Annotated in this window: 13 protein-coding genes; 4 read left to right on the top strand and 9 right to left on the bottom strand. The window is 43.3% G+C overall.

Going from position 1 to position 20,867, the window contains the following annotated elements:
• Window positions 1-715 precede the first annotated feature (715 nt).
• From ACO06Y_RS03680 to ACO06Y_RS03665, 4 genes are all read right to left on the bottom strand, one after another.
• A complete protein-coding gene (locus ACO06Y_RS03680) occupies window positions 716-1,372 on the bottom strand; it encodes a sugar-binding protein (RefSeq protein WP_422082479.1) in 657 nt (218 codons plus the stop codon).
• A gap of 482 nt (window positions 1,373-1,854) precedes the next feature.
• Window positions 1,855-2,619, bottom strand: coding sequence for a hypothetical protein (locus ACO06Y_RS03675; protein WP_422082478.1), 765 nt, complete (start codon window positions 2,617-2,619; stop codon window positions 1,855-1,857).
• Window positions 2,620-3,149: 530 nt separating this feature from the next.
• Window positions 3,150-3,329, bottom strand: a complete 180-nt coding sequence (locus ACO06Y_RS03670; protein ID WP_422082477.1) for a hypothetical protein — start codon at window positions 3,327-3,329, stop codon at window positions 3,150-3,152.
• Between the two features lie 76 nt (window positions 3,330-3,405).
• Complete coding sequence (locus tag ACO06Y_RS03665) at window positions 3,406-7,479, bottom strand: ATP-binding protein (RefSeq protein ID WP_422082476.1); 4,074 nt, start codon at window positions 7,477-7,479, stop codon at window positions 3,406-3,408.
• A gap of 454 nt (window positions 7,480-7,933) precedes the next feature.
• Here ACO06Y_RS03665 and ACO06Y_RS03660 point away from each other — a divergent pair, with 454 nt between their 5' ends.
• Window positions 7,934-8,092, top strand: coding sequence for a hypothetical protein (locus ACO06Y_RS03660; protein ID WP_422082475.1), 159 nt, complete (start codon window positions 7,934-7,936; stop codon window positions 8,090-8,092).
• Between the two features lie 235 nt (window positions 8,093-8,327).
• On the opposite strand, the gene ACO06Y_RS03655 is transcribed toward ACO06Y_RS03660, so the two are convergent.
• The gene (locus ACO06Y_RS03655) at window positions 8,328-8,867 is read right to left on the bottom strand and encodes an energy transducer TonB (RefSeq protein ID WP_422082474.1); all 540 of its coding nucleotides are present in this window, start codon (window positions 8,865-8,867) and stop codon (window positions 8,328-8,330) included.
• Between the two features lie 135 nt (window positions 8,868-9,002).
• Between ACO06Y_RS03655 and ACO06Y_RS03650 the strand changes: the two genes are divergently transcribed.
• Window positions 9,003-9,908, top strand: coding sequence for a winged helix-turn-helix domain-containing protein (locus tag ACO06Y_RS03650; protein WP_422082473.1), 906 nt, complete (start codon window positions 9,003-9,005; stop codon window positions 9,906-9,908).
• Window positions 9,909-10,022: 114 nt separating this feature from the next.
• Here the strand turns inward: ACO06Y_RS03650 and ACO06Y_RS03645 are convergent, their stop codons facing one another.
• The 3 genes from ACO06Y_RS03645 to ACO06Y_RS03635 form a co-directional block, all read right to left on the bottom strand.
• The gene (locus tag ACO06Y_RS03645; protein ID WP_422082472.1) at window positions 10,023-10,484 is read right to left on the bottom strand and encodes a GNAT family N-acetyltransferase; all 462 of its coding nucleotides are present in this window, start codon (window positions 10,482-10,484) and stop codon (window positions 10,023-10,025) included.
• A gap of 116 nt (window positions 10,485-10,600) precedes the next feature.
• Window positions 10,601-11,161, bottom strand: a complete 561-nt coding sequence (locus tag ACO06Y_RS03640) for an HD domain-containing protein (RefSeq protein WP_422082471.1) — start codon at window positions 11,159-11,161, stop codon at window positions 10,601-10,603.
• Between the two features lie 139 nt (window positions 11,162-11,300).
• Complete coding sequence (locus tag ACO06Y_RS03635; RefSeq protein WP_422082470.1) at window positions 11,301-12,251, bottom strand: bifunctional helix-turn-helix transcriptional regulator/GNAT family N-acetyltransferase; 951 nt, start codon at window positions 12,249-12,251, stop codon at window positions 11,301-11,303.
• Window positions 12,252-12,436: 185 nt separating this feature from the next.
• Here ACO06Y_RS03635 and ACO06Y_RS03630 point away from each other — a divergent pair, with 185 nt between their 5' ends.
• Window positions 12,437-15,373, top strand: coding sequence for a tetratricopeptide repeat protein (locus tag ACO06Y_RS03630; RefSeq protein ID WP_422082469.1), 2,937 nt, complete (start codon window positions 12,437-12,439; stop codon window positions 15,371-15,373).
• A gap of 134 nt (window positions 15,374-15,507) precedes the next feature.
• Window positions 15,508-17,616, top strand: coding sequence for an IPT/TIG domain-containing protein (locus ACO06Y_RS03625; RefSeq protein WP_422082468.1), 2,109 nt, complete (start codon window positions 15,508-15,510; stop codon window positions 17,614-17,616).
• A gap of 70 nt (window positions 17,617-17,686) precedes the next feature.
• Here the strand turns inward: ACO06Y_RS03625 and ACO06Y_RS03620 are convergent, their stop codons facing one another.
• Window positions 17,687-20,860, bottom strand: a complete 3,174-nt coding sequence (locus ACO06Y_RS03620; protein ID WP_422082467.1) for a histidine kinase — start codon at window positions 20,858-20,860, stop codon at window positions 17,687-17,689.
• Window positions 20,861-20,867: the final 7 nt, after the last annotated feature.

Genomic DNA, 20,867 nt, shown 5'->3' with positions numbered 1-20,867 from the left:
CAAAGTAATAGCAAAACGGAATGATGAAATGTCCTACCTTGGGACATCCGGACAACTTATTCCATCAGTTACCTAAAAATTTCGATGATCGACCTAGGAAATTCGGTCGGTTATACAAAAAAATTGAGTATCCTACCCCACATCTTTTATAACCGCACCTTTGTCCAATACAAATTTGGAAGTGTCCGGAAAAGTTTTGGCCAAGCGAATTGTAATGGAACAGGTATCTTCCATACTCCTGGCCTTTGCATAAATCACTCCTTTTTAATTGCCCCCTGTTCTTGAGCTGTCCGTATGCTAAATTGGATAGCAGTATAGTCAGTTCCTCTCTGCAGGGCAATGATGTGGAATATCCACTATTTGCTTAAGAGCCCGTTTGGGAATTTGTGATTGGAATTATTATAGGCCAATTTTGTCGTGGAACGAGGCACGACATAGCGGAAGCTATGGGCGAGATGGAGTCGCTGATGAGCATAGCCCTCCGCGTGCCGCTGAAGCTTTAGCGGAGGCCCAAGCTACGAGCAAAAATTTTAACAAAGTGCCGCGCAAAAAAGGGCATAAAAAAACAATTGACGAATTCTCAAATAGGCTCTAAGATTATTTCAAAACCTAGGTCGGAATAATGTCCACAATTTCAGGGAAATCCATAGCTTATCGTTGCATACGGCTAACATGGCGTTCTTTTGGCTCCGTTAATGCGGTATTTTTGGTTTTATCAAATCCCGTTTTTGTCCAGCAAAAAAACTCCAAAGGATGAAGGAAGATGAAAATCCGAAGTTTTTGATTCGGGTTGCACCCAGGTAGTGCCTATAGGCCAATAATCGAAATAGTCCTTTTGTATATAATGGATTCTGTAGATTCCTACTTGTAGCGTTTCGTTTTGTATCAAATGGAGTTCCTTAAGGGATTTTATGCTAACTCTTCCCTCGACCGTATATCCGTAATCCGTAACCATTGATTTAATCAATACTTCGTTTTCGGGCCAACTCCAATCAAAGTCAAATTTCTTATAGGGGGATGTAATCGTTTTGAAATTGGTCATTGCGATTTTGGCATTTATTTCTATACAGTAATACAGACTTGTTGGATTTGACCTAAAAAAGAGTTCTACCCTATCCAGCATCCCAATGTCTTGGGGATGGTTAATAGGACTGTCAAGATATGCCCTGGTATTTTTGACCGCGATACGGAAGTACAAAAACATACCGTCCCATAGTGCTTTGAAGGTGAGGGGATTCTGTCTCCCGTAATCCCAGGAGGTATGAAAATTAGAAAGTACCGAAGCTTTTTTCCATTGCAGGCTATTGCCATGACCGGAAATATGTAAAGTTCCTTGCTGTATAGAGGCGACTTTATAATATTTTTTTCTCATTGCTATACTAACTTCGTTTAAAAAGGTTTTTCATGCCGATCCGTCACAAGAACAACTTCTGGCGGGAATTTTCCGGCTTCCGCGCTATTACCGATAATCAAAATAAGGGCGGGGATGGATGTTGGGGTGTCCCGCTTTGGGACATCATGGGGATATATTCTATCAGCTGCTCAAAAAAACGTTGACCCGCCCTGGAATTTTGGTCGGCCTTTTAGGGTAACTGGGTATCTTGACCCTCATTTTTGATTATGCCTTCGTCCGGTATGCATAGGAAAGTACCCAGGGAAAGGCCTGAACCGATGGATTTGATGTATCGGAGGGCGATCGATCCGGGGGGTCTGTGCCCGATCGGTGCCTAACCTATAGGGGCCCGTACCCAATGGGAATAGCGGCAGCTAAAATGGGTACGGACATCCCTTTTACTTCCGTCGCACGGGGAAATGGAATCCCGTATGTTGGAAGCGGTGGTCTCGGGGAGGGCCCTATTCCGATAGGAAGCAATTTCTATAGTATCTGGCCGCATCGTTGGCCGAATCGAAATCGATGTCGAAATGGGAGGACAACCTATGGTTTATCCTACGATTATACTTCAGGATGTTGTCCGGTTTTTTATTCAGGTAGAAGGCAGTCTTTTTATAGGAATATCCCTTGAGCAGCAAATTGAAGATATCGATCTGCTCGTTGGTCAGGATTTTTTCCAGGGAGAACGCTATCCTGTCCTTGAGCTGTTTTGTCAGTGGATCGTCCTTTTTGCCGTCCCTTAGGACGTTAAAGGTAATGGGTTCATCCGTATGCCTTTTTAAGGGAATCAACAGAAAATGCAGTTCCAGGCCTTTGGTCTCGGTTATCTCGGAGATAACATATAAGGTGGAGAAGTAATATCCCTCCGAGTCCAACCTGATGGGCACAAAGCTTTGGAACTGATATCTGCTATAGTTTTTTATGTTTTCGCGCAGGGTCAGGAACTTGATGTATGACGCCAGGAAATCGGTAAAGTAGTCCAGGAAACAGGGCTTGACGGAATCAAGGAATTTTTTAAACTGCGAGCTCGTGATGGCGGTATACCCGAAATTAGAGCTAATGAGCTTGAAATCATTGTTTTGGACATTGTATTTCCATATCAGGATGTCGATAATGCCCTCGGTGATGAAGACTTGGCTCAATTTGTTGCTACAGGCAAAGCGATCCACGCCGCTAAAGTTCAGATCGGCCTTTTTTAAGGCATCGTTTAATTCATGGTAATTCATGGTTGATAAGGGTTTGGGTTGGTTTTCTAGTAAATGTCGTTCCATACCGGAATGGTCGTAGGAAATCTTGCATGACCGTGAAACCTCAAGTAGGTAAAAGTTTCATTATCCTGAATAAATGGATCTGACGGTCACTTTGTACGTGATGTCTTAAGAGGAATTCATGATTTGTTGCTTTATGGCTAGTCCATGAAGTATGACTAACCCATTAATTATTTGTATTTATTTTTTCCGTTGTTGTCAAGTAGGCCCATTTCCATGATATAGTTCCCTCTAATCTTGAATGAAGGATCCAGTCCTGGTGTTAAAGCCTATCTCTTGTGCCCTATCATGGTTATCATCTTATTAAGAACCTATTAGGGGCCGTTCTTTTGAAAGTAAAGTTACATTCGCTTCTATAATATTATGTTGTTGTGATTCTTAAAAAAAGGGGGGTGTTTTCGTAAATCGGGGAATTGTCGATGCAATAATTTGGGTCGTACCTTGGTCTAGGACGGAGCTACACCGTAGATTGGATGAAGGGGTCAAAGTTATGGTTGAACGGCTACGTTATCTACTCCACCATGGCTGCTGCTTATTTTTAGGTTGTCGCTCATTTCCGAGTCCGCCAAAAAGTTTTCCCGTGGAACGTTCCATACCATCCTTACGGATGGAGAGAATGTCCATTTGTAGTTTTCCGTGAAAATGGATACGGCCGAGGTTGTTTTCATAAATTGGCCGGTATTCCGCCCGAACCGGGAATTACCTGTGGTCCACTATAAGATAGAGATTTTGTTCCTGATCGAATCAGGTCTCGTCTAGATGCTCTTTGGCGTATTCGGAAGGGGTCCTGCCAAATTTCTTTTTGAATTCTTGGCTGAAGTGTTTTCTGTCCGTGTACCCTACCATGAAACTGATATCGGTTATGGAAAACTTGTGTTGTTCCAACATTTGAGCTGCGCGCCTTAGCCTAAAATCCTTGATAAATCCAATAATGGTCATTCCTGTGAGCGCCTTGAGCTTCTTGTAGATGCTGGAATGGCTCATTGCCATATCTAGGGCCAGTCGATCCATTTGGAACTCGGGTTCTTCAAGGTTCTCCTCGATGATGGCGTTGAGCTTGCCAAGGAATTCCTGGTCAGGGGAAGTAAGTGTTATTTCTTTCGGATGCAAAAGTCCCTCGTTGATGTATTTTTCCCTGAGCTGTTTTCTATTGTTCAGCAAATTCTTGATCCTGATCCTAAGGATCTCTTCATTGAAAGGCTTCACGAGGTAATCATCCGCTCCCGTTTCGTATCCTTCCATTATGTTTTCTACGGCGGCCCTGGCGGTTAAAAGAATAACAGGGATATGGCTGGTCATAATATTGGTTTTCAACTCATAACAAAGCGTAATCCCATCTTTTACGGGCATCATTACATCGCTAAGGACAAGATCCGGACATAACTCTATGGCCAATTCCAGGCCAATTTTTCCGTCCGGTGCCACAAGGATTTCGAAATCCTTGGACAATAATATCTTTAAATACTCCCGTAGGTGCTGATTGTCTTCTACTATAAGGACGAGAGAATTTGATAATTCCTTATCCATAGGAACAGCAACCTTGTCCGTGGCAGCCCTATTTTCGGTGTCCATAAAGTTCTCTTCATCCTGATATTCTACGATGTGCAACGGGTTAACATGATTATCCCCGAGAGGCAATATGACATTAAAGCGGCTACCTTGCCCCAGCGTGCTTTTAACCTCTATCGTACCTGAATGGAGTTCTACAATATCCTTGGAAATGGAGAGCCCGATTCCAAACCCTAAATTCTCGGATATGGAATCCTCATTTTGATAGAACCGTTCAAAGATATGCGGTAATTTATCCTCCGGGATTCCCTGTCCCGAGTCTTCTACCCGTATGAGAGCGTGCCCGTCTTTTTGGGTAACCTCTACCGTAATCGTATCGTTGACTGCCGTAAACTTAAAAGCATTGGTGAGAAGATTATAAATGGTTTTTTCCAACTGGGCCTTATCGAACCAGACGGGGATATGGGGCCGTGAGCTTTTGAATTTGTACCCTATACCTTTGGCGATGGCCTGTTGTGAAAATGCCAGGAAGATCTCATGGACGAAGGGGACCAAATTATTTTCGCTCATTTTCAGTTTTATGTTACCGGTTTCCAATCTTCTGATATTCAGCAGTTCATTTACTAGGTTATTTAATCTTCCGGTGCTGCTCTTCAATGTGGCCAGTTGTCTTTGTTCCTCGGCATTGAAATCCCCCTTTAGCAAATTGTTCAGGGTTCCGAGGATGAGTGTCAATGGAGTCCGTATCTCATGAGAAATGTTGGTAAAGAAACGTTGTTTCAACCTATGAATCTTTTCTTCCTGTTGTTGTACCGAACGGTTGTGTAGGGCCAATGCCACCAGACCTAGGAGGAACAGTACGGTAACCACCTGGATCCAGGGCCTTTTGTAGAAGACCTGGGCCACATGGATATCATAACGCAGTTCATTGGACGATTCTACCCCTGCTGGGTTGGATCCCTTAATCCGCAGCACATAATCGCCTGGGGGTATAGACAATAGATTCAAGGTGTTCTGATTGCCTAGGTTTACCCAGTCCTCGGTAAAACCTTCCAATTTGTAGGAATATTTGTTGATCTCGGTATTGTAACAGTCGTTGATGCTATAGGTTATGGAAAACGAATTTTTGGAGTAGGGCAGGTCAAAATCGTACCGCCCCGCGTTCGGGGCGTAGCGCTCCACTTCCTTTTCTGTATCGGCATCGTAGTATTCGAATTTAGTGGGGAACATCCTGACGTCCTGGGATTGGGCCGGACCGTCGATACTATCGAAGGCGATTAGCCCCCTGACTCCTCCGAACAGCAGGGTGTTCGTTGAGGTTTTGTAATAGGAGTACAGATTGAAATCGTTAAAGGGCAGGCCGTCCTCTACATAGAACGCAGTCACTTTTTTTGAACTTTTTTCATAGCGGTAAAGCCCGTCACGGGTACTGAACCAGATGTTTTCGTCGGCATCCTCCAAGACACCCACTACGTTAACGTTGGTGAGGCCATAGGTGCCATCTATTATAGTTGCTTTTTTTAGGTCCCTTTCCAAACAAACGGCTCCCCTGTCCGTGCCCAGCCATATTTTTTTTTGCCGATCTATTAAAATCGCTTGGACTTTATTTGATGGAAGGACTAACCTATTGTTCGTGGAATCTTTGCTTAAATGTAAAAAAGTATTGGAATCCAGATCCTGTACGATCAATCCATTCATGTCTGTTCCAATATAGAGTTTGTTTTTGGTTTTTAGAAGAGCTCTTATAATAGGGTCTACTGCGTTCTCTAGAGGGGGAATAGATACTTCACGGAACTTTTTTTGTTTGAAATTGAATTCCTGAAGACCATAATCGCTCGCTAACAAAAAGGTGGAGTCCGAATGCTTCAGGATATCAAAGTAATGTAGATTGGCCAATCTTCGATGGGAATAAAAAATGTTGGTATCAACAATCGTATTCTTTAAAAAATTGATTTCCCAAAGCGCTTTGTGTACCCCAAGGCACCATGCCGTGGAATCGCTGGCCTTTAGAAAAGATCTAAGAAGATGCAATGTTGGAAAAACATTTTCCGTTTTGTACGAGCTTTCATCATAATTAGTATCGCTTGTTGGTGAAAGCTTAAAGACCCCCATATTGCTAGCGGCAAGGATTTCCTTATTGGGGAGTTCCAAAAACCCCTTCACGTCGATATTTTGTTCGCCATTTGCATTTAGGATCTTGTCAAAGCGATTCTTGTTGAACTTTATTTTACTGATCCGGTCATAATTGCTAACATAGATGATGTCGTTCTTATCGATGATCAGGTCCTCGATAAAGAAAGGGAACGGAATATCATGGATCTTTTTGAGATGAAGACTCCCGTTTATTTCCACCAGTTTGAATAACATCAAGGTCTTTCCAGGGCCATCGATAGCGATAAGGTCGGCGTGGTTTTTTAGTATGGGATTGCCGTCCTCCGTAATGGGGATCATTTCCTGAAAGGGTACATTGATCAGCTGTAGACCTAAATCCTCAATAAAGTAGGTTTCAAAAACTTCTCCCTCATAGATATATTGTATTTCCGTGGATTCCGGAAGGACGTCACCATTGTTGGTAAGAACCAGGCCATCACCCCCATTTAGATTCCATTCTGGATGGGTATAATCAGTCAAGCTGTATTTGATCGAACTGGTATAGTCCGCAATGGGTGTTGTGGTTCCAGCATCAAAGATATAGAGTTTGCGTCCTTGCCGAACAAGAAATTTATCACAGCCGACCCTTCTTTCAAAATGGAGGAAATTCCTTAAGTAGTATCTGTCGTTTGTATATCTTGGTTCAATTCCCTCAATTTCATATTTCGTGACCTCGAGATGGGGATCTACCTTTAAAATGATATTGTCCCTACGGGTAGCAGCCACCATCCATAAATTTCCGTTGCAATCCTCCATGAAGGAATTGGTCTCCAGTTCCCTTCCCATTAAGAATGGTTTTAACTCAATACGGTTGAAACTATCGTCTTGACCTTTCCTAGACAGGAAAAGCCCTGTATCCGCGGATGCCCATATCCTTTGGTTGGTGTCAAAATAAATCCGAGAGATACCTTGGACCAGGTCATTTGGGTTGTCAACCAGGAAGGAAGAAAGGACGTTATGGGTCTCAAAGTCCTTTACTAGGCCATTATAGGTAGAATACCACAGGAACCCATCATAATCTACCTGCATGAAATTCCTGTACTTGTGGGTTTCGCCATTGCCATTAATCGGTACATCCCGTATCGTATAGTCCTGTGCGTATAGCACATTGAAAACAAATGTGTATGAAATGATTGAATACGTGAGTATTTTATGCATTACCAAATAAATAAACGGGGGATAAAAAAGTTGAAAACCTTAGTACACGATCAATGGGCGAATTAATTATCACCAACATCAAATACAACCTATAATCAGTGCAATTATGGGCCTATGAATCGTATAAGTATAACAATGCCTTAATTGACGATTACGACACCGGTTATACCTATATGAAAGAATGTTTTATGGATTAAATTTAGCAAAATTAATTGCGCTAAAACAAGGAAAATGAAACAAGAATGTTCAACAAATACTTCCTCAAAGAATGGCGCAGGGCTCTAGGCAAATTATACGTATTAATTTGAAGTGGGATCTTTAACATTTAACGGGTAGCCTTAGAATTCCTTGAAACCTACAATGCCAATCTCTGGCCTTCGTTTGAAAATTTTCAGGGAAGGGTCGGGGATGAAACTTAGGAGGAACTCTAGAAAAGGTGTTTGTCGCCTTCAATTTGAATACCACATCCGAGGCGGATTTTAAGATGATACTGGGCGTAGGTGACCGTCTGGCCCATGAATTTGAGAAATATAGACCTTATACAAGCATGGCAAAATTCAGAAAGGAAATTGACAAGTATGTGGATGATAAGAAACTGGCTAGGCTAGAGTGACTTGTCTATTTAAAAGAGTAGGTCTTCCAAAACAATTAAAAAAGCACCTATAGGCATTGCTATACTTGTGGACAATGCCAAGACCATGCTTTCGTCCCTCCCCAGTACTCGGGATCGGCATGAACTATAGGCCTTGCTATGTACATTCTTCTTTACTGATGAAAAGGAGTCATCAACGCGAAAAGGCTTCTTCACTTATGTAAAAAAGCCTATAGCAATACGGGTAACGGTACCCTTAACAACCCGTTGGTCCCAATGCAACCACCTGTTCCTGATCCACTTTTTCGCCCTTTGAATTTTCGGCCGGTTCCCATTTCCCCGGCGCTTTTAGGATGAGGTCGATCATTCTGTAATCTATTGCAAGGTAGCCCGAGGTACCATCCAGTCTTACATTCTCGATGGTCCCATTTTTGGTCACCGTAAAAACCAACTTAAAAGGTTGCAATTTGTCCATTTCCTGGCCGGCCCTGGCTTCTCTACTGTTTTCTTTGAGATATTCCATAAGCGCCTCCATACCCCCTTCATAGGCTGCTTGCTTTACAGGGTCAACGGGAAGGGATGGCCCCCAATGGCTAGTTTCCCATGGCCCTGGGCTCGTAGAATCACAAAAGATGCTCGTATTAATTTTCCCGGTTACTGGCTCGTTACTAGCAATAGCCTCGTTAACGGATGTTTCTACCTGATCTGTCGCGGAATCGTTCCAATTTACAATGCCAAAGGCCTCTAAGCTAAAAGCTGCAAGTGCCACGCAAAAAATAATACTAGTCTTTTTCATATTAGAATTGATTTAAAGATTACTTGCTATCAAATCTAACGTGGATAGCCGCTTCAATAGGTCTATCAAATGTAAAATGTTGTAAATTTTGTGTAAAACAACTTAAACTTTTACAGATATAAATAGTTTTGTAGCATGGGCCCAAGATGGTTTAAAATAGCTTCATTCACTTTTGTATGCCTCTTGCTGTTTACTTCAAAGAGCAGGGCCCAATTCATGCAGGACGAAAGGCATTTGGAAGTAGCATTGCGCATGATCGGACATCGTATCCTGCTCAGTTCAGGTGATAGTATCTCCCGGATACTACCGATTAAGAGGGAAGATGATGATCGTTATAGAATCCAATTCGAATCCGAATTTGAATTCTACCCGGAAGAACTCGTCAATACAATTGATCAGGTTGCTAATGAAACGCGTATGTCAACCCACTATATCGTGGAGGTGGAGCACTGCGAAACCGGTGAAGTGGTCTATAGTTACGAAATGAACATTTTGGAACAAACGGACATAATCCCCTGCAAATCAAGACTGCAACTCAAATCCTGTTATCATCTTTTATTCACCTTTATGGATTCAGATGAACCCATGGTAGCATCGCAAGACATTGCCCAAGGTCCTTCCAACGGATCGTTGTCCAAAAAAGGCCAAGTAACATATTCCATAGCAGCTTTACTACTCGTTTCCATGCTTGGGGCCTTTGTTTTCCTGTGGAGGAGAAGGCGTAATTCCAGGGTCGATCCGAATTTGATCTCCTTAGGTGAATACCAGTTTGACAAAAGGAATACGGAGCTATTGTTTGGGAATCAAAGAACAGAGCTGACCGGTAAAGAAGCCGATCTGCTCCTTTTACTTTACAAAGCGGTCAACACAGGTGTTGAACGAGAGGTTATTCTAAACAAGGTCTGGGGAGACCAAGGCGATTATGTGGGCCGGACCCTGGATGTTTTTATATCGAAATTGCGCAAGAAATTCGAATCTGATCCAAAGGTGAAAATTGTAAACATTCGCGGGGTCGGGTATAAGCTTGTTATCGGTGTTTAGAGGTAACTGAGTGGAATAAGGGTCGATATCCTGGCCTGACCGAATTAAGTCAATTTTTCAAAGGTAATCTTAATCGCTTATACCATGTTGTGTGCCGGCATTTCGCTTTTCGATTTAGTGTTTCGTTTTCCCATCGTCAATTGTTTTAAAGTAAAATAGTTCGGGATCTCCTTCGTCCAATCCATTTATTTTACCCGCAAAGGAAAAATCAACCTTGCTCAATGCTTTTTGCATTTGAGTATTGGAACTATTGGTCGAAGTAAACACCTTATTCGTCTTACATTGTTTGCATATAAGGTCAATAGCCTGTCCCCCTACCCCTTTCCCTCTGTATTTTTCCCCTATAATAATAAGTTCTATCCACCCTTGGTCAAAGAAACGATAATCAAATATAACGAACCCAACAGCCCTATTATCTGCCAAGATGATAAAACATTCCTTGTCCAATATTGCCTTGGTAATCTTTTCCGCTCTCTTAAGTTCGATATGTTCCACTGGATTCAGGCTATAATCAAAGTCGACTACTAACGCCTTGTCCTTTATTGTTGCCTTTTTTAGGCTAATAGTTTCCATCATATGATACGATTTCTGGTCGATGTGTCTTTACTGCTTGCGTACAATTGGCTAGGTTATGCTTTCGTCTCTCCCGAGTACTCGGGATTGGCATGGATTATGACCATTGTTACCTGAAGCTATAGTTTTTTCAATTCAACCAATTTTCCCATTAGAGTCTCAAATAATTCCTGGGTAACTGGAAATTTTGAAACGTGGGGCCGGTATTTCCGTCGAATTAAACTTTCGGTAAATCCATCTTTATTTGAAGCATTTTCATCATTCAAGTTTCTAATACAGGAGTCGATGCAATCAATCGCTTTTGCGAATTCCGATTCCCTTGTTTTTCGGTGCTCGTATTCCGACATTATTCTTTGGAATCTATCGGAATTTGGCAGAAACGAAGAAATTTTTTCCAGTGCCTTTTCCTCCTTTTCTTGTTTCAACTTCATTTCTTCCGGATTGTTGAATTTGGCGTCACCGGCATAGATTTCAACCACATCGTGGTAAAGTAGATATTCGAATACTTTCAATCTGTCAAGAGGTTCGCTTACATAATCGATTACCAAATCAGCAATTAACAAGCAACTCCAAGAATGTTCCGCGCTACTTTCTTTTCTGGCACCCACATTCAGTCCACGTTCAACTGTTTTCAGTTTTTCCAATTCCGTAAGGCTTGTTATGAGTTGTTCGATTTCCATAATTGTAAATAAAGGTCTTGGCCGGATACATCGGATGTTATGGCATCATAGAAATCCTGCCTCCCAATAGCTAGTGGGATAATGGTTTATAATTTCCAAGTTAGTGAAAAGGGAGCAGAATTATAACCCATTATGGGTATCATAACTTGAGGCACATTACTTTTTCGGTTCTTTCCAAAACATCCATTTGGGTCGGTGCTTCTTTGTCATTGAATCCAAGTTTATAATACAACTTGTGGGCTTGTGGCATACTCATAGTAGTTTGCAACCATAGTTCCTTTGCCTCATTTTCCATACAACGACTTATACAACGTTCGATCAGCCGAGTAGCTATACCAAGTTTACGAAATTTTGGATTTATGAACAATTTGGCAAATTCAAAAGTATCATCATCTAAACGTTTCAAGGCGACACAGCCAACAACGTCTCTTTTATATTTTGCATAAAATAGAAATCCTCCATTTTTTAAATAGGCCTTATCTGGATTGTTCAAGGTAAACGCATCATCATCTTCCAATTTACCGTTCAAAACTTGTAACAGCCATGGGCCCGCAAGTTCTTGGAAATGTTTTTTTAAACTTGGCTTGTAGTCAATGATTCTTATAAATGTCTCTTTTGGTTTAAGAATGCGTTCATTGATCGGAAAAGAATTAATCTGCCGATCGAGCCGGTTTAGAATATTAATGATATCCGGATGACCAATGGAGAATACATCTTTTAGCGTGTTTGAAAACAAAAGCCATAATGGCTCTAGCTTATCCTGTAACTCTCTACCTTTTTTGGTAAGTGACACTAATTTAGAGCGCTTATCGTTTGGATTGGGTTCAATACGGACTAATGCATTGCTGTTTAATTCCTGTAAAATATTCTTTACCGTAATATGGGAAAAGTCGATTTGCCTGGTAATTTCAAGGATGGTCTGTGCGGAATGCGATTTTGCCAGGACATAGTAAACAGGAAACCAACTTGCCTTAAATTGGATATGGGCATCCGAATAGATTTTATCGCCATCTTGTTGAAGCTTCTCGCTGATTCTTCGAAATCTTGAAGCTCCTGCAAGATATCCCAACTCGTTTAATACATCGATCATATCGCTTTATTTACAAAAGTACTTTCATAAAAGTATGAAAGGTCTTTTATAAATTCAAATATTTCTGTTGGGTTACGTTGGTTTCAGTAGTATATATTTCAGTTGTTTTACCAAAGTATAACTTATCCATAAAGCCCCATAAACAGGACGACATACAATTTGAATTAATTCGTTTAAATTTATACATGGCCAGAATCTTGTTTCTTATCGGAGTGCTTATTTCGGTTTCGGGTTACCCGCAGTCCAAAATCGATAGCTTGGAAAAAAGACTGGATCGCGAAAAGGTAGACTCCCTAAAGGTCAAACTCCTGTTAGACCTCTTTGACGAATATCAGTATGAAAACCCGGCTAAGGCCGAAACCAGCATCCAAAAGGCCTTGGGCATCGCCACGGGAATCCGGGACAAACGTTATGAAGTGATGACCCTCAACGCTTTTGCCGATCTTCTGAACGGGAGGGCGCAGAACGATTCCGCAATTTCGGTCTTCCAAAGGGCGTTGGCCCTAGCTGAAGATATCACCTATGATTCAGGTAAAGGAATTGCCCTATTGGGATTGGGCAATACCTATTTGAGCAAGGGAGACCTTATACAGGCCGAGGCCTACCACCAACGCAATATTGCCTTTGCCAAGCAAGTGGACGATTTTGAGGGCTTGGCGAGTTCCCACAACAATTTGGGCAACATCTATAATGAAACCGGGGAATACAAAAAGGCCATGGAGGCGTATACCTATGCCGCCAAGATGAACACCGAGATCGGCAACGAGAAAAATGCCGGGATCAACTTCGCCAACATTGGTCTCATCAACCAAAAACTGACTAATTACAATAAGGCCCTAGATTACTATGCAAAAAGTGATAGCCTGTTTAAAAAGTTCGACTTTTTGCCCGGCCGGGCCTTTGTGCTAAAAAATATGGGCGTTGTATACCGAAATCAGAAAAAGCCCGATGCCGCACTGGAAAAATACCATCAGGCCCTGGAAAGCTATAAACAAATGGACCTAAAACGTGAAATGAGCCAGGTCTACGAGAATATCGGAAATATTTATTCGGATAAATCGCAATCCAAGGAGGCTATCTACAATTATCATCGGTCTTTGTCCATAGCTACCCAGACTTCGGATTCCATCAACATGGCCATTTTTAGCCAATCCTTGGGGCAGGAGTTTTTTAATTCCAAAAAATGGGACAGTGCGGGCTATTACTCAAAGCGGGCGCTTCAAATGGCCAAGGCCGTAGGCGCAGATCTGACCACAATGGATGGATACAAGGTTCTGGCACAGGTGTACCGGGCCAAATCGGATCACGAAAAAGCCTTTACCGCCCTTATGGAATACCAAATCCTACGGGATAGCCTGTATACCTTGGAAAAGCGTGATCTTGCCGAAGAGATTGAAGCCCAATATCAAAATGAAGAGAAAACCAAGGAAATCGCTTTGTTGGCCTCGGAAAAGGAACTGCAGGCATTGCAGTTGAGCAAACGAAAGAACGAACGCAACGGTACCATAGCCTTTTCGGTTTTTATCCTGGTATTTGCCGTATTACTTTACAATCAATACCGTATTAAACAAAGGGCCAACAAGGAGCTTCAGGAACTCGGCCGATTAAAGTCCAACTTTTTCGCGAACATTTCCCATGAGTTTCGAACGCCCCTAACCTTGATCAAGGGCTCCATTGAACATTTGGAGCAGAACCCTGAGGAGCAACTGGGCCGAAACGATGTAAAGATGATCCGAAGGAATACGAACAAGGTATTGGGATTGGTGAACCAATTATTGGATCTATCCAGAATCGATGAGGGCAAATTGCAGCTAAAATCGACCGAAGGCGATATTTTTAAATGCCTTAGAACCGCGGCGGCATCCTTCAATTCCTATGCGGCACAACGTAATATGGACTATCGGGTGGAAATCCCCAGCGAAACCTTATGGGCGGCTTTTGACCGGGACAAGCTGGAAAAAGTAGTTTACAATTTGTTGAGCAACGCCTTTAAATTCAGTGAGGATGGGGAACTGGTGGCTTTGAAAGCGTCCTATACCAATGCAGATTTGGTCATCCAGATTTCGGATTCTGGCCGAGGAATTTCCGAGGATAAATTGCCCTTTATCTTTGACCGTTTCTATCAGGTAGATGGTGGTACCACCAAGGATAGGGAAGGCTCGGGCATTGGTCTGTCCCTGTCCAAGGACTTGGTAGAATTAATGGATGGAACCATTACGGTTTCTAGCGAAGAGGGTAAGGGCACCTATTTTACGGTACAGATTCCGATGGAAAGAATTAAGACCCCTAGGGCATCGGTTGAAGTCGAAATATTGGAAGAAATAAAGGAGACCCCTATTGCGGAAACCTTTGACTTGCCTAAGTCGGATGTACGCGACCTCCCTGCAATTTTACTTGTAGAGGACAACGAGGACATGCTTCATTTCATCAAGACCCGCCTTGTGGAAACGTATAGGATAATCGAGGCCAGGAATGGCGAAGAGGGCATTAAAATGGCTATGGCACATTTGCCCGACCTGCTCATTACGGATTTAATGATGCCAAAAATGGATGGGATGGAGCTTTGCAAAAAACTGAAGACCAATTTGGAAACCAGTCACATTCCCGTTATTATGCTCACCGCCCGAGCCGGTGTGGAAAACAAGATTGAAGGATTGGAGACCGGGGCCGATGATTACCTAACGAAACCCTTTGATGCCAAGGAACTTGCGGTACGAGTCAAAAACCTCATCGATCAAAGGCAACGATTGAGGGCGCACTATAGAGATAATGCCTATACCGTACATCCTGAAAAAATTACGACCACCTCGCTGGACAGAAAATTTCTGGAGCAGGTTCTGGATCTCTTGGAAAAGAAATACACCGATGCAAATTTCGGGGTACCCCAGATGCAACGGGCCCTGGCCATGAGTAAAACCCAGCTACATCGGAAAATAAAGGCCTTGACCAATGAATCCCCAGGGGAACTGTTGCGAAACTTTCGGTTAAAACGGGCGGCCCAATTGTTGTCCCAAAAAGCGGATACCGTAACACAGATCGCTTATCAGGTGGGCTTCAACAATCTTTCCTATTTCGCCAAATGCTTCAAGGCGCTCTACGGGGTTGCCCCCTCTTCGTACTAATTTTTAAGGTAAGTACAGTATTTGGTATTCCCGTGTCACTATTTGGGATTATAGTGTCAGTCGCCGATGGGCGTAAAAACTAGCTTTGGCCCAATTCCAAGTGTTTCCCCTCCATACAGCAAATACGTAAGATTATGAAAAAGGCATTCATGAAAGTGCAGAAACATGCATTCAAGGGTTTAATGGCCGTTATGGCCCTGGGTTTGGCCGTGAGCTGTAGTAGTGATGGCGATGACGGATCTATGATAAATGAGGAACCCGAAATCCAAAGCCCGACAATTACGGGGATATCCCCGAACAGTGGGGTGGTGGGAACCGAAGTCACCATTACGGGTACCAATTTCAGCAGTACCGGCAACCAAAATGAGGTGGAATTCAATGGAACTGCGGCAACGGTCAAGTCTGCATCAGTGACACAGCTGGTAGTTGATGTTCCGGAAGATGCCACTACCGGACAAGTATCCGTAACCGTTAACGGAAGAACAGCGGTTGGCACCTCCTTCACCGTGCTCACGGCGGATGTTTCGTTATGTAATCAAAATGAGATTTTGGAAAATACGACCTGGGAAGATGTGGAACCGGGAGATGCCGTAGACTATGTGATACAATGTGAAATTAACGTAAGAGGAAATGCATTGCTCACCATTGAACCTGGGGTCATCATCGCCTTTGAAGGCGAGAACAGCGGTATCTTTACTAGTGAAGGTGGAGGCTTAAAGGCCGTGGGCACGGTGGAAAACACCATACAATTCTTGGGAACCTCCGAGAATAAAGGGGTTTGGAAAGGAGTCTATTTTGGCTCCAATCATCCGGAAAATCGTTTGGAACATGTAATCGTAAGCCATGCTGGCCGCTCTGCTTCCACTCAATCCGGGGAAAAGGGTGCCGTTCAACTATCCAGGGACGAAGATTCCTCGGGTGCCATCGTCAATTGTACCATTACCGATAATGATGGATTCGGCGTGTTCATTACGGACGAAAGCGATCTGGAGGAGTTTTCCAATAATGTCATATCCAATAACGAGGAAGCCCCTGTGGGCCTATATTTCAACCAGTTGAGCGCGTTGGATGCCGCGTCGGACTATCAGGGCAATGCCAAGAACTATATCGAGGTCCGGGAAAATGACCTTGAGGACGACCCCGTTAACATGGCCTTTTTGAACGTCCCCTACCGCTTTGTGGATAGTGGTAGATATAATATCCAAAATGAATTGAATATTGATCCCGGAAACACCTTGGAATTTACGAACGGGTCGGGTTTGCGTTTAGGGGTACAAGCTTCGGATTGTGCGGATACATCGGGATCCCTTAATGCCACGGGGACACCGGAAAATCCGATAACGTTCAGAGGAGTGACTCCCGGTAAGGGTACGTGGCTGGGCATCGGCTTCAATTCCGCAAGTCCCAACAACAACTTGATTCATTGTACCATTTCCGGGGGCGGAAGCGCAGACCTCTATAATGCGTCCGAATTTGCGGCCAATGTTACCCTACAATGCAATAGCAGGTTGACCCTACAGAATACCACCCTAACCGACAGTGGCGGATACGGTCTCTATGTGTTGGACGATGACGCCCAACTGGAGGATTTCGAAGCGAACTCGATCGTAAACAATGAATTGGCCCCGATTTGGATGCACCTGCCACAGGTTAATGAGTTGGATGCCGCTACCACCTATGCCGATGGCAATGGAATGACCTATATCCAAGTGGTGGGCGATGCCGTTACCGATGCCGACCTTACCATTAAAAAGTTGGACGTACCCTACCGTATCGAGACCGAGCGCTCGGGAAGGGAGACCTATGTGGAAACGGCCATCACCATCGAGGCCGGTACGATTCTGGAATTCGAAACAGGGGCGGGACTGGTTTTGGGAAGCCCCGGGGTGGATTGTATCCCTACTACAGGCTCCCTAAATGCCCAAGGCACTTCCGAGGAACCGATTATATTCCGGGGAGCCTCCGAAGGACAGGGTACTTGGTTGGGTATCGGTATTAATTCCAGCACCAGTGCCAACCTTTTAAACTTCTGTGAAATATCGGGAGGCGGTGCGGAGCAGATGTACAATGCCGGAGGCCGGGGCAATATTGTGATCCATTGCAGTGGAAGCCTAACCCTGGAGAACAGTACTATTAGCGATAGTGGAGGATGGGGCATTGATTTTGTACAAGGCGGTAATAGTTTATCGCAGAGTGGCAACACTTTTGCAAACAACGCGCTGGGCGATGTAGCCTCCAATTGATTCAAAATACATGTCCATGAAGCATTCTGTTAAGTGCATTATCGAGAAATTATAGGGATGACAATGCTGCCTAATATGGAATTTTGATGGTGACCAAGGCCCCCGTCCTGGTTTTGTCGGCTACGTCCCTTATCGTAATCTCAAAGCCATGGTCCTTTTTGCGGATCTGGTTCAGCAGCTTCAACCGCTCGTGCAGTATCTGTGTAGCGTAGGACTGGTGCCCCTTTTCGGGGCCACCCTTGCTTTTCGCTCCTGAGATTCCTATCCCGTTGTCCTCAATGATAAGGATTAGCTGCTTCGTGTCCGTGGACCTTTCGATCTTGATGGTAATTGATTTTTCCTTTTGGTCATCCGTAAAACCGTGTACGATGGAATTCTCCACAACAGGCTGCAACATCATGGAGGGGATAAAGGTCTCCTCCAAATCGATGTCCGATTCGCATTGGACGATGAGGTCTATTTTGTGCTTGCTTTTAGTATTGCTTAGGGTCACATAATTCTCGATGTAACGTATTTCCTTGGAGAGCAGGATGTTCTCGTTCCGGGTAAGATCCAGCGTCAACCGCATAAGGGTAGAAAAATTGGTGATATAGTCATCCAATTTGGACAGCTTGCCCTCCTTTACGGTCTTGCGTATCCCGTTCAGGGCATTGAATATGAAGTGTGGGTTCATCTGTGCCCTTAGGGTCTTCCGTTCCAGTTCCACCAGGGTAAGCCGCAGTTCGTGCTTTTTCCGTTCCCTAACAGAGCGGCTATACAGGGCGAGTGCCACCAGGCCAAGCAGAAACAATACTGTTACGCCCTGGATCCAGGGCCTTTTGTAGAAGACCTGTGCCACATGGAGATTATAGTTCAGTTCGTTGGAAGATTCCACTCCAGTAGGATTCAGACCTTTAATCCGCAACACATAATCGCCTGGGGGAATGGATAGTAGCTTCAAGGTTGTCTGGTCGCCCAAATCCACCCAGTCATCTGTAAATCCGTCCAACCTATAGGTATATTTATTGGTCTCGGTGTTGTAGCAGTCGTTGATGCTATAGGATATGGAAAACGAATTTTTAGTATAGGGAAGATTGAAACTACGACTGTCCTGATTAATAGCATCAAGTGCTATCTCTTTTTTTTCTTCCCTATCATAGTATTCGAATTTGGTGGGGAATATTTCGATTTTTTGGGATTGGTAAGTATCCGCAACACTATCAAAGGCGACCAATCCTTTAATTCCCCCAAATAACATCTTGCCTCTTGAAGATCTGTAATATGAGATTTGATTGAAATCGTTGGAGGTCAGTCCATCCTCCACATAGAAAGCGGTCACTTTTTTTGAGCTTTTGTTATATCTATAAAGACCGTTATGGGTGCTGAACCACATATTTCCATGGCCATCCTCCAAAATTCCCACTACATTTACGTTGGAGAGGCCATCCGCTCCGTCTATAATCGTTAGTTTTTTCAAATCCTTGTCAATATGGATTGCGCCCTTGTCCGTGCCCAACCATATATTTTCTTGCCTATCCGTAAAAATCGAATGGACCTTGTTCGACGGGAGAATCAACCCGTTGTTGGTGGATTCTTTGGTCAGGTTCAAAAAGGTATTGGAATCCAGATCCTGTATAAAGAGTCCGTTCGCATCCGTACCGATAAACAGTCTGTCCGCTGTTTTGTGAATATCCCAAACAAACAGTTCCTCATTGTTCTCAACGATCGGAATAGGCAACTCCCTGAATTCTTTTTGCCGGGTGTTGAATTCGTGAAGGCCATAGTGGCTGGCCAGCAATAAGGTAGAATCCGAGGATTTTAGAATATCATAATAATGCAGACTGGCCAACCTCCGATGTGAGTGAAAGACATGTACCTCTTCTTTTGTATTCTCAAGAAAATTTATCTTAACGAGCCCTCGGCTCTCCCCGACACACCATGCCGTGGAATCGCTTACTTTTACGAAAGATTTCATAAAGCCCAATACCCCCTTGACAAAAACCTTGGCTGTTTTAAAAGGGCTTTCATTGTTGGTGCCTGCCGAAGGGATAAGTTTAAAGGTCCCTTCATTGGTGGCAACAAGGATTTCTTCATTGGGAAGCTCCAAAAAACCTCTTACATCGATTTTTTCATCTTTGGAATGATCAAGGAACCTATCAAAACTGTTCTTGCTGAACTTTATTTTATGGATCCGGTCATAGCTGCTAACATAAATAATGTCGTTTTTATCGATGATCAAATCCTCGATCAGGAAAGGGAACGAAATATCATAGGTCTTTTTGAGATGAAAACTCCCGTTTGTTTCAACCATTTTGAACAACAGTAAAGTCTTTCCGGGACCATCGATACCGATGAGATCGGCATGGTTTTTCAATACGGGATTGTTGTCTTCCGAAATGGGGATCATTTCCTGAAAGGGTACATTGATCAGCTGTAGGCCTAACTCCTCAATAAAGTAGGTTTCAAAAGCCTTTCCTTCAAAGATATACTGCGTTTCAATGGATTCCGGGAGGATATCGCCATTGTCGGTAAGTACTAGGCCGTCACCTCCGTTTAGGGGCCATTCCGGATAGATATAATCCGCCCAACTGTATTTGATGGAGCTGGTATAGTCCGCAATGAGCGTTGTAGTTCCGGTATCAAAGACATAAAACTTGCGTCCCTGCCGAACAAGAAATGTATCGCAACCGATTCTTCTTTCAAAATAAAGGAAATTCCTCAAAAAGTATCTGTCATTTGTATATCTGGGTTCAATCCCCTCAATTTGATATTCCGTGACCTTAAGGGAGTGATTCACCTTTAAAATAATATTGTCCGTGGGATTAGAAGCTACCATCCACAGGTTTCCATTGCAATCCTCCATAAAGGAATTGGGTTGTAGCTCCCTCCCCATTAAGAATGGCTTGAATTCTATGCGATTGGAACCATTATCCAAACTTTCGCTGGACACAAAAAGTCCGGTGTCCGCGGATACCCACATTCTTTTTTTGCTATCAAAAAAAATTCCATAGATATCTTGCACCAAGTCATTCACGTTATTGGCTTCAAAGGATGAGAGAACGCTATGGGTCTCAAAATCCTTTACAACGGCATTATTTGTAGAATACCATAGAAACCCATCATGATCTACCTGCAAAAAATTCCTATACTTGTGGGATTTCCCATTGGGATTCATTTCAACGTCCCGTATGGTGTAATCCTGTGCACATAGTGTATTGAGGACAATTGCGCACAGAAAGATGGAATATGTAACTATTTTATACATTATTACC

It is taken from the genome of Ulvibacterium sp., from assembly GCF_965228935.1.
Taxonomy (GTDB): Bacteria; Bacteroidota; Bacteroidia; order Flavobacteriales; family Flavobacteriaceae; genus Ulvibacterium.
This window is presented reverse-complemented; position numbering and strand designations above follow the sequence as displayed.

Coding starts and splice junctions, on each gene's coding strand:
- ACO06Y_RS03680 (WP_422082479.1), bottom strand. CDS start 1,372: ATGAGAAAAAAATATTATAAAGTCGCCTCTATACAGCAAGGAACTTTA.
- ACO06Y_RS03675 (WP_422082478.1), bottom strand. CDS start 2,619: ATGAATTACCATGAATTAAACGATGCCTTAAAAAAGGCCGATCTGAAC.
- ACO06Y_RS03670 (WP_422082477.1), bottom strand. CDS start 3,329: ATGAAAACAACCTCGGCCGTATCCATTTTCACGGAAAACTACAAATGG.
- ACO06Y_RS03665 (WP_422082476.1), bottom strand. CDS start 7,479: ATGCATAAAATACTCACGTATTCAATCATTTCATACACATTTGTTTTC.
- ACO06Y_RS03655 (WP_422082474.1), bottom strand. CDS start 8,867: ATGAAAAAGACTAGTATTATTTTTTGCGTGGCACTTGCAGCTTTTAGC.
- ACO06Y_RS03650 (WP_422082473.1), top strand. CDS start 9,003: ATGGGCCCAAGATGGTTTAAAATAGCTTCATTCACTTTTGTATGCCTC.
- ACO06Y_RS03645 (WP_422082472.1), bottom strand. CDS start 10,484: ATGATGGAAACTATTAGCCTAAAAAAGGCAACAATAAAGGACAAGGCG.
- ACO06Y_RS03640 (WP_422082471.1), bottom strand. CDS start 11,161: ATGGAAATCGAACAACTCATAACAAGCCTTACGGAATTGGAAAAACTG.
- ACO06Y_RS03635 (WP_422082470.1), bottom strand. CDS start 12,251: ATGATCGATGTATTAAACGAGTTGGGATATCTTGCAGGAGCTTCAAGA.
- ACO06Y_RS03630 (WP_422082469.1), top strand. CDS start 12,437: ATGGCCAGAATCTTGTTTCTTATCGGAGTGCTTATTTCGGTTTCGGGT.
- ACO06Y_RS03625 (WP_422082468.1), top strand. CDS start 15,508: ATGAAAAAGGCATTCATGAAAGTGCAGAAACATGCATTCAAGGGTTTA.
- ACO06Y_RS03620 (WP_422082467.1), bottom strand. CDS start 20,860: ATGTATAAAATAGTTACATATTCCATCTTTCTGTGCGCAATTGTCCTC.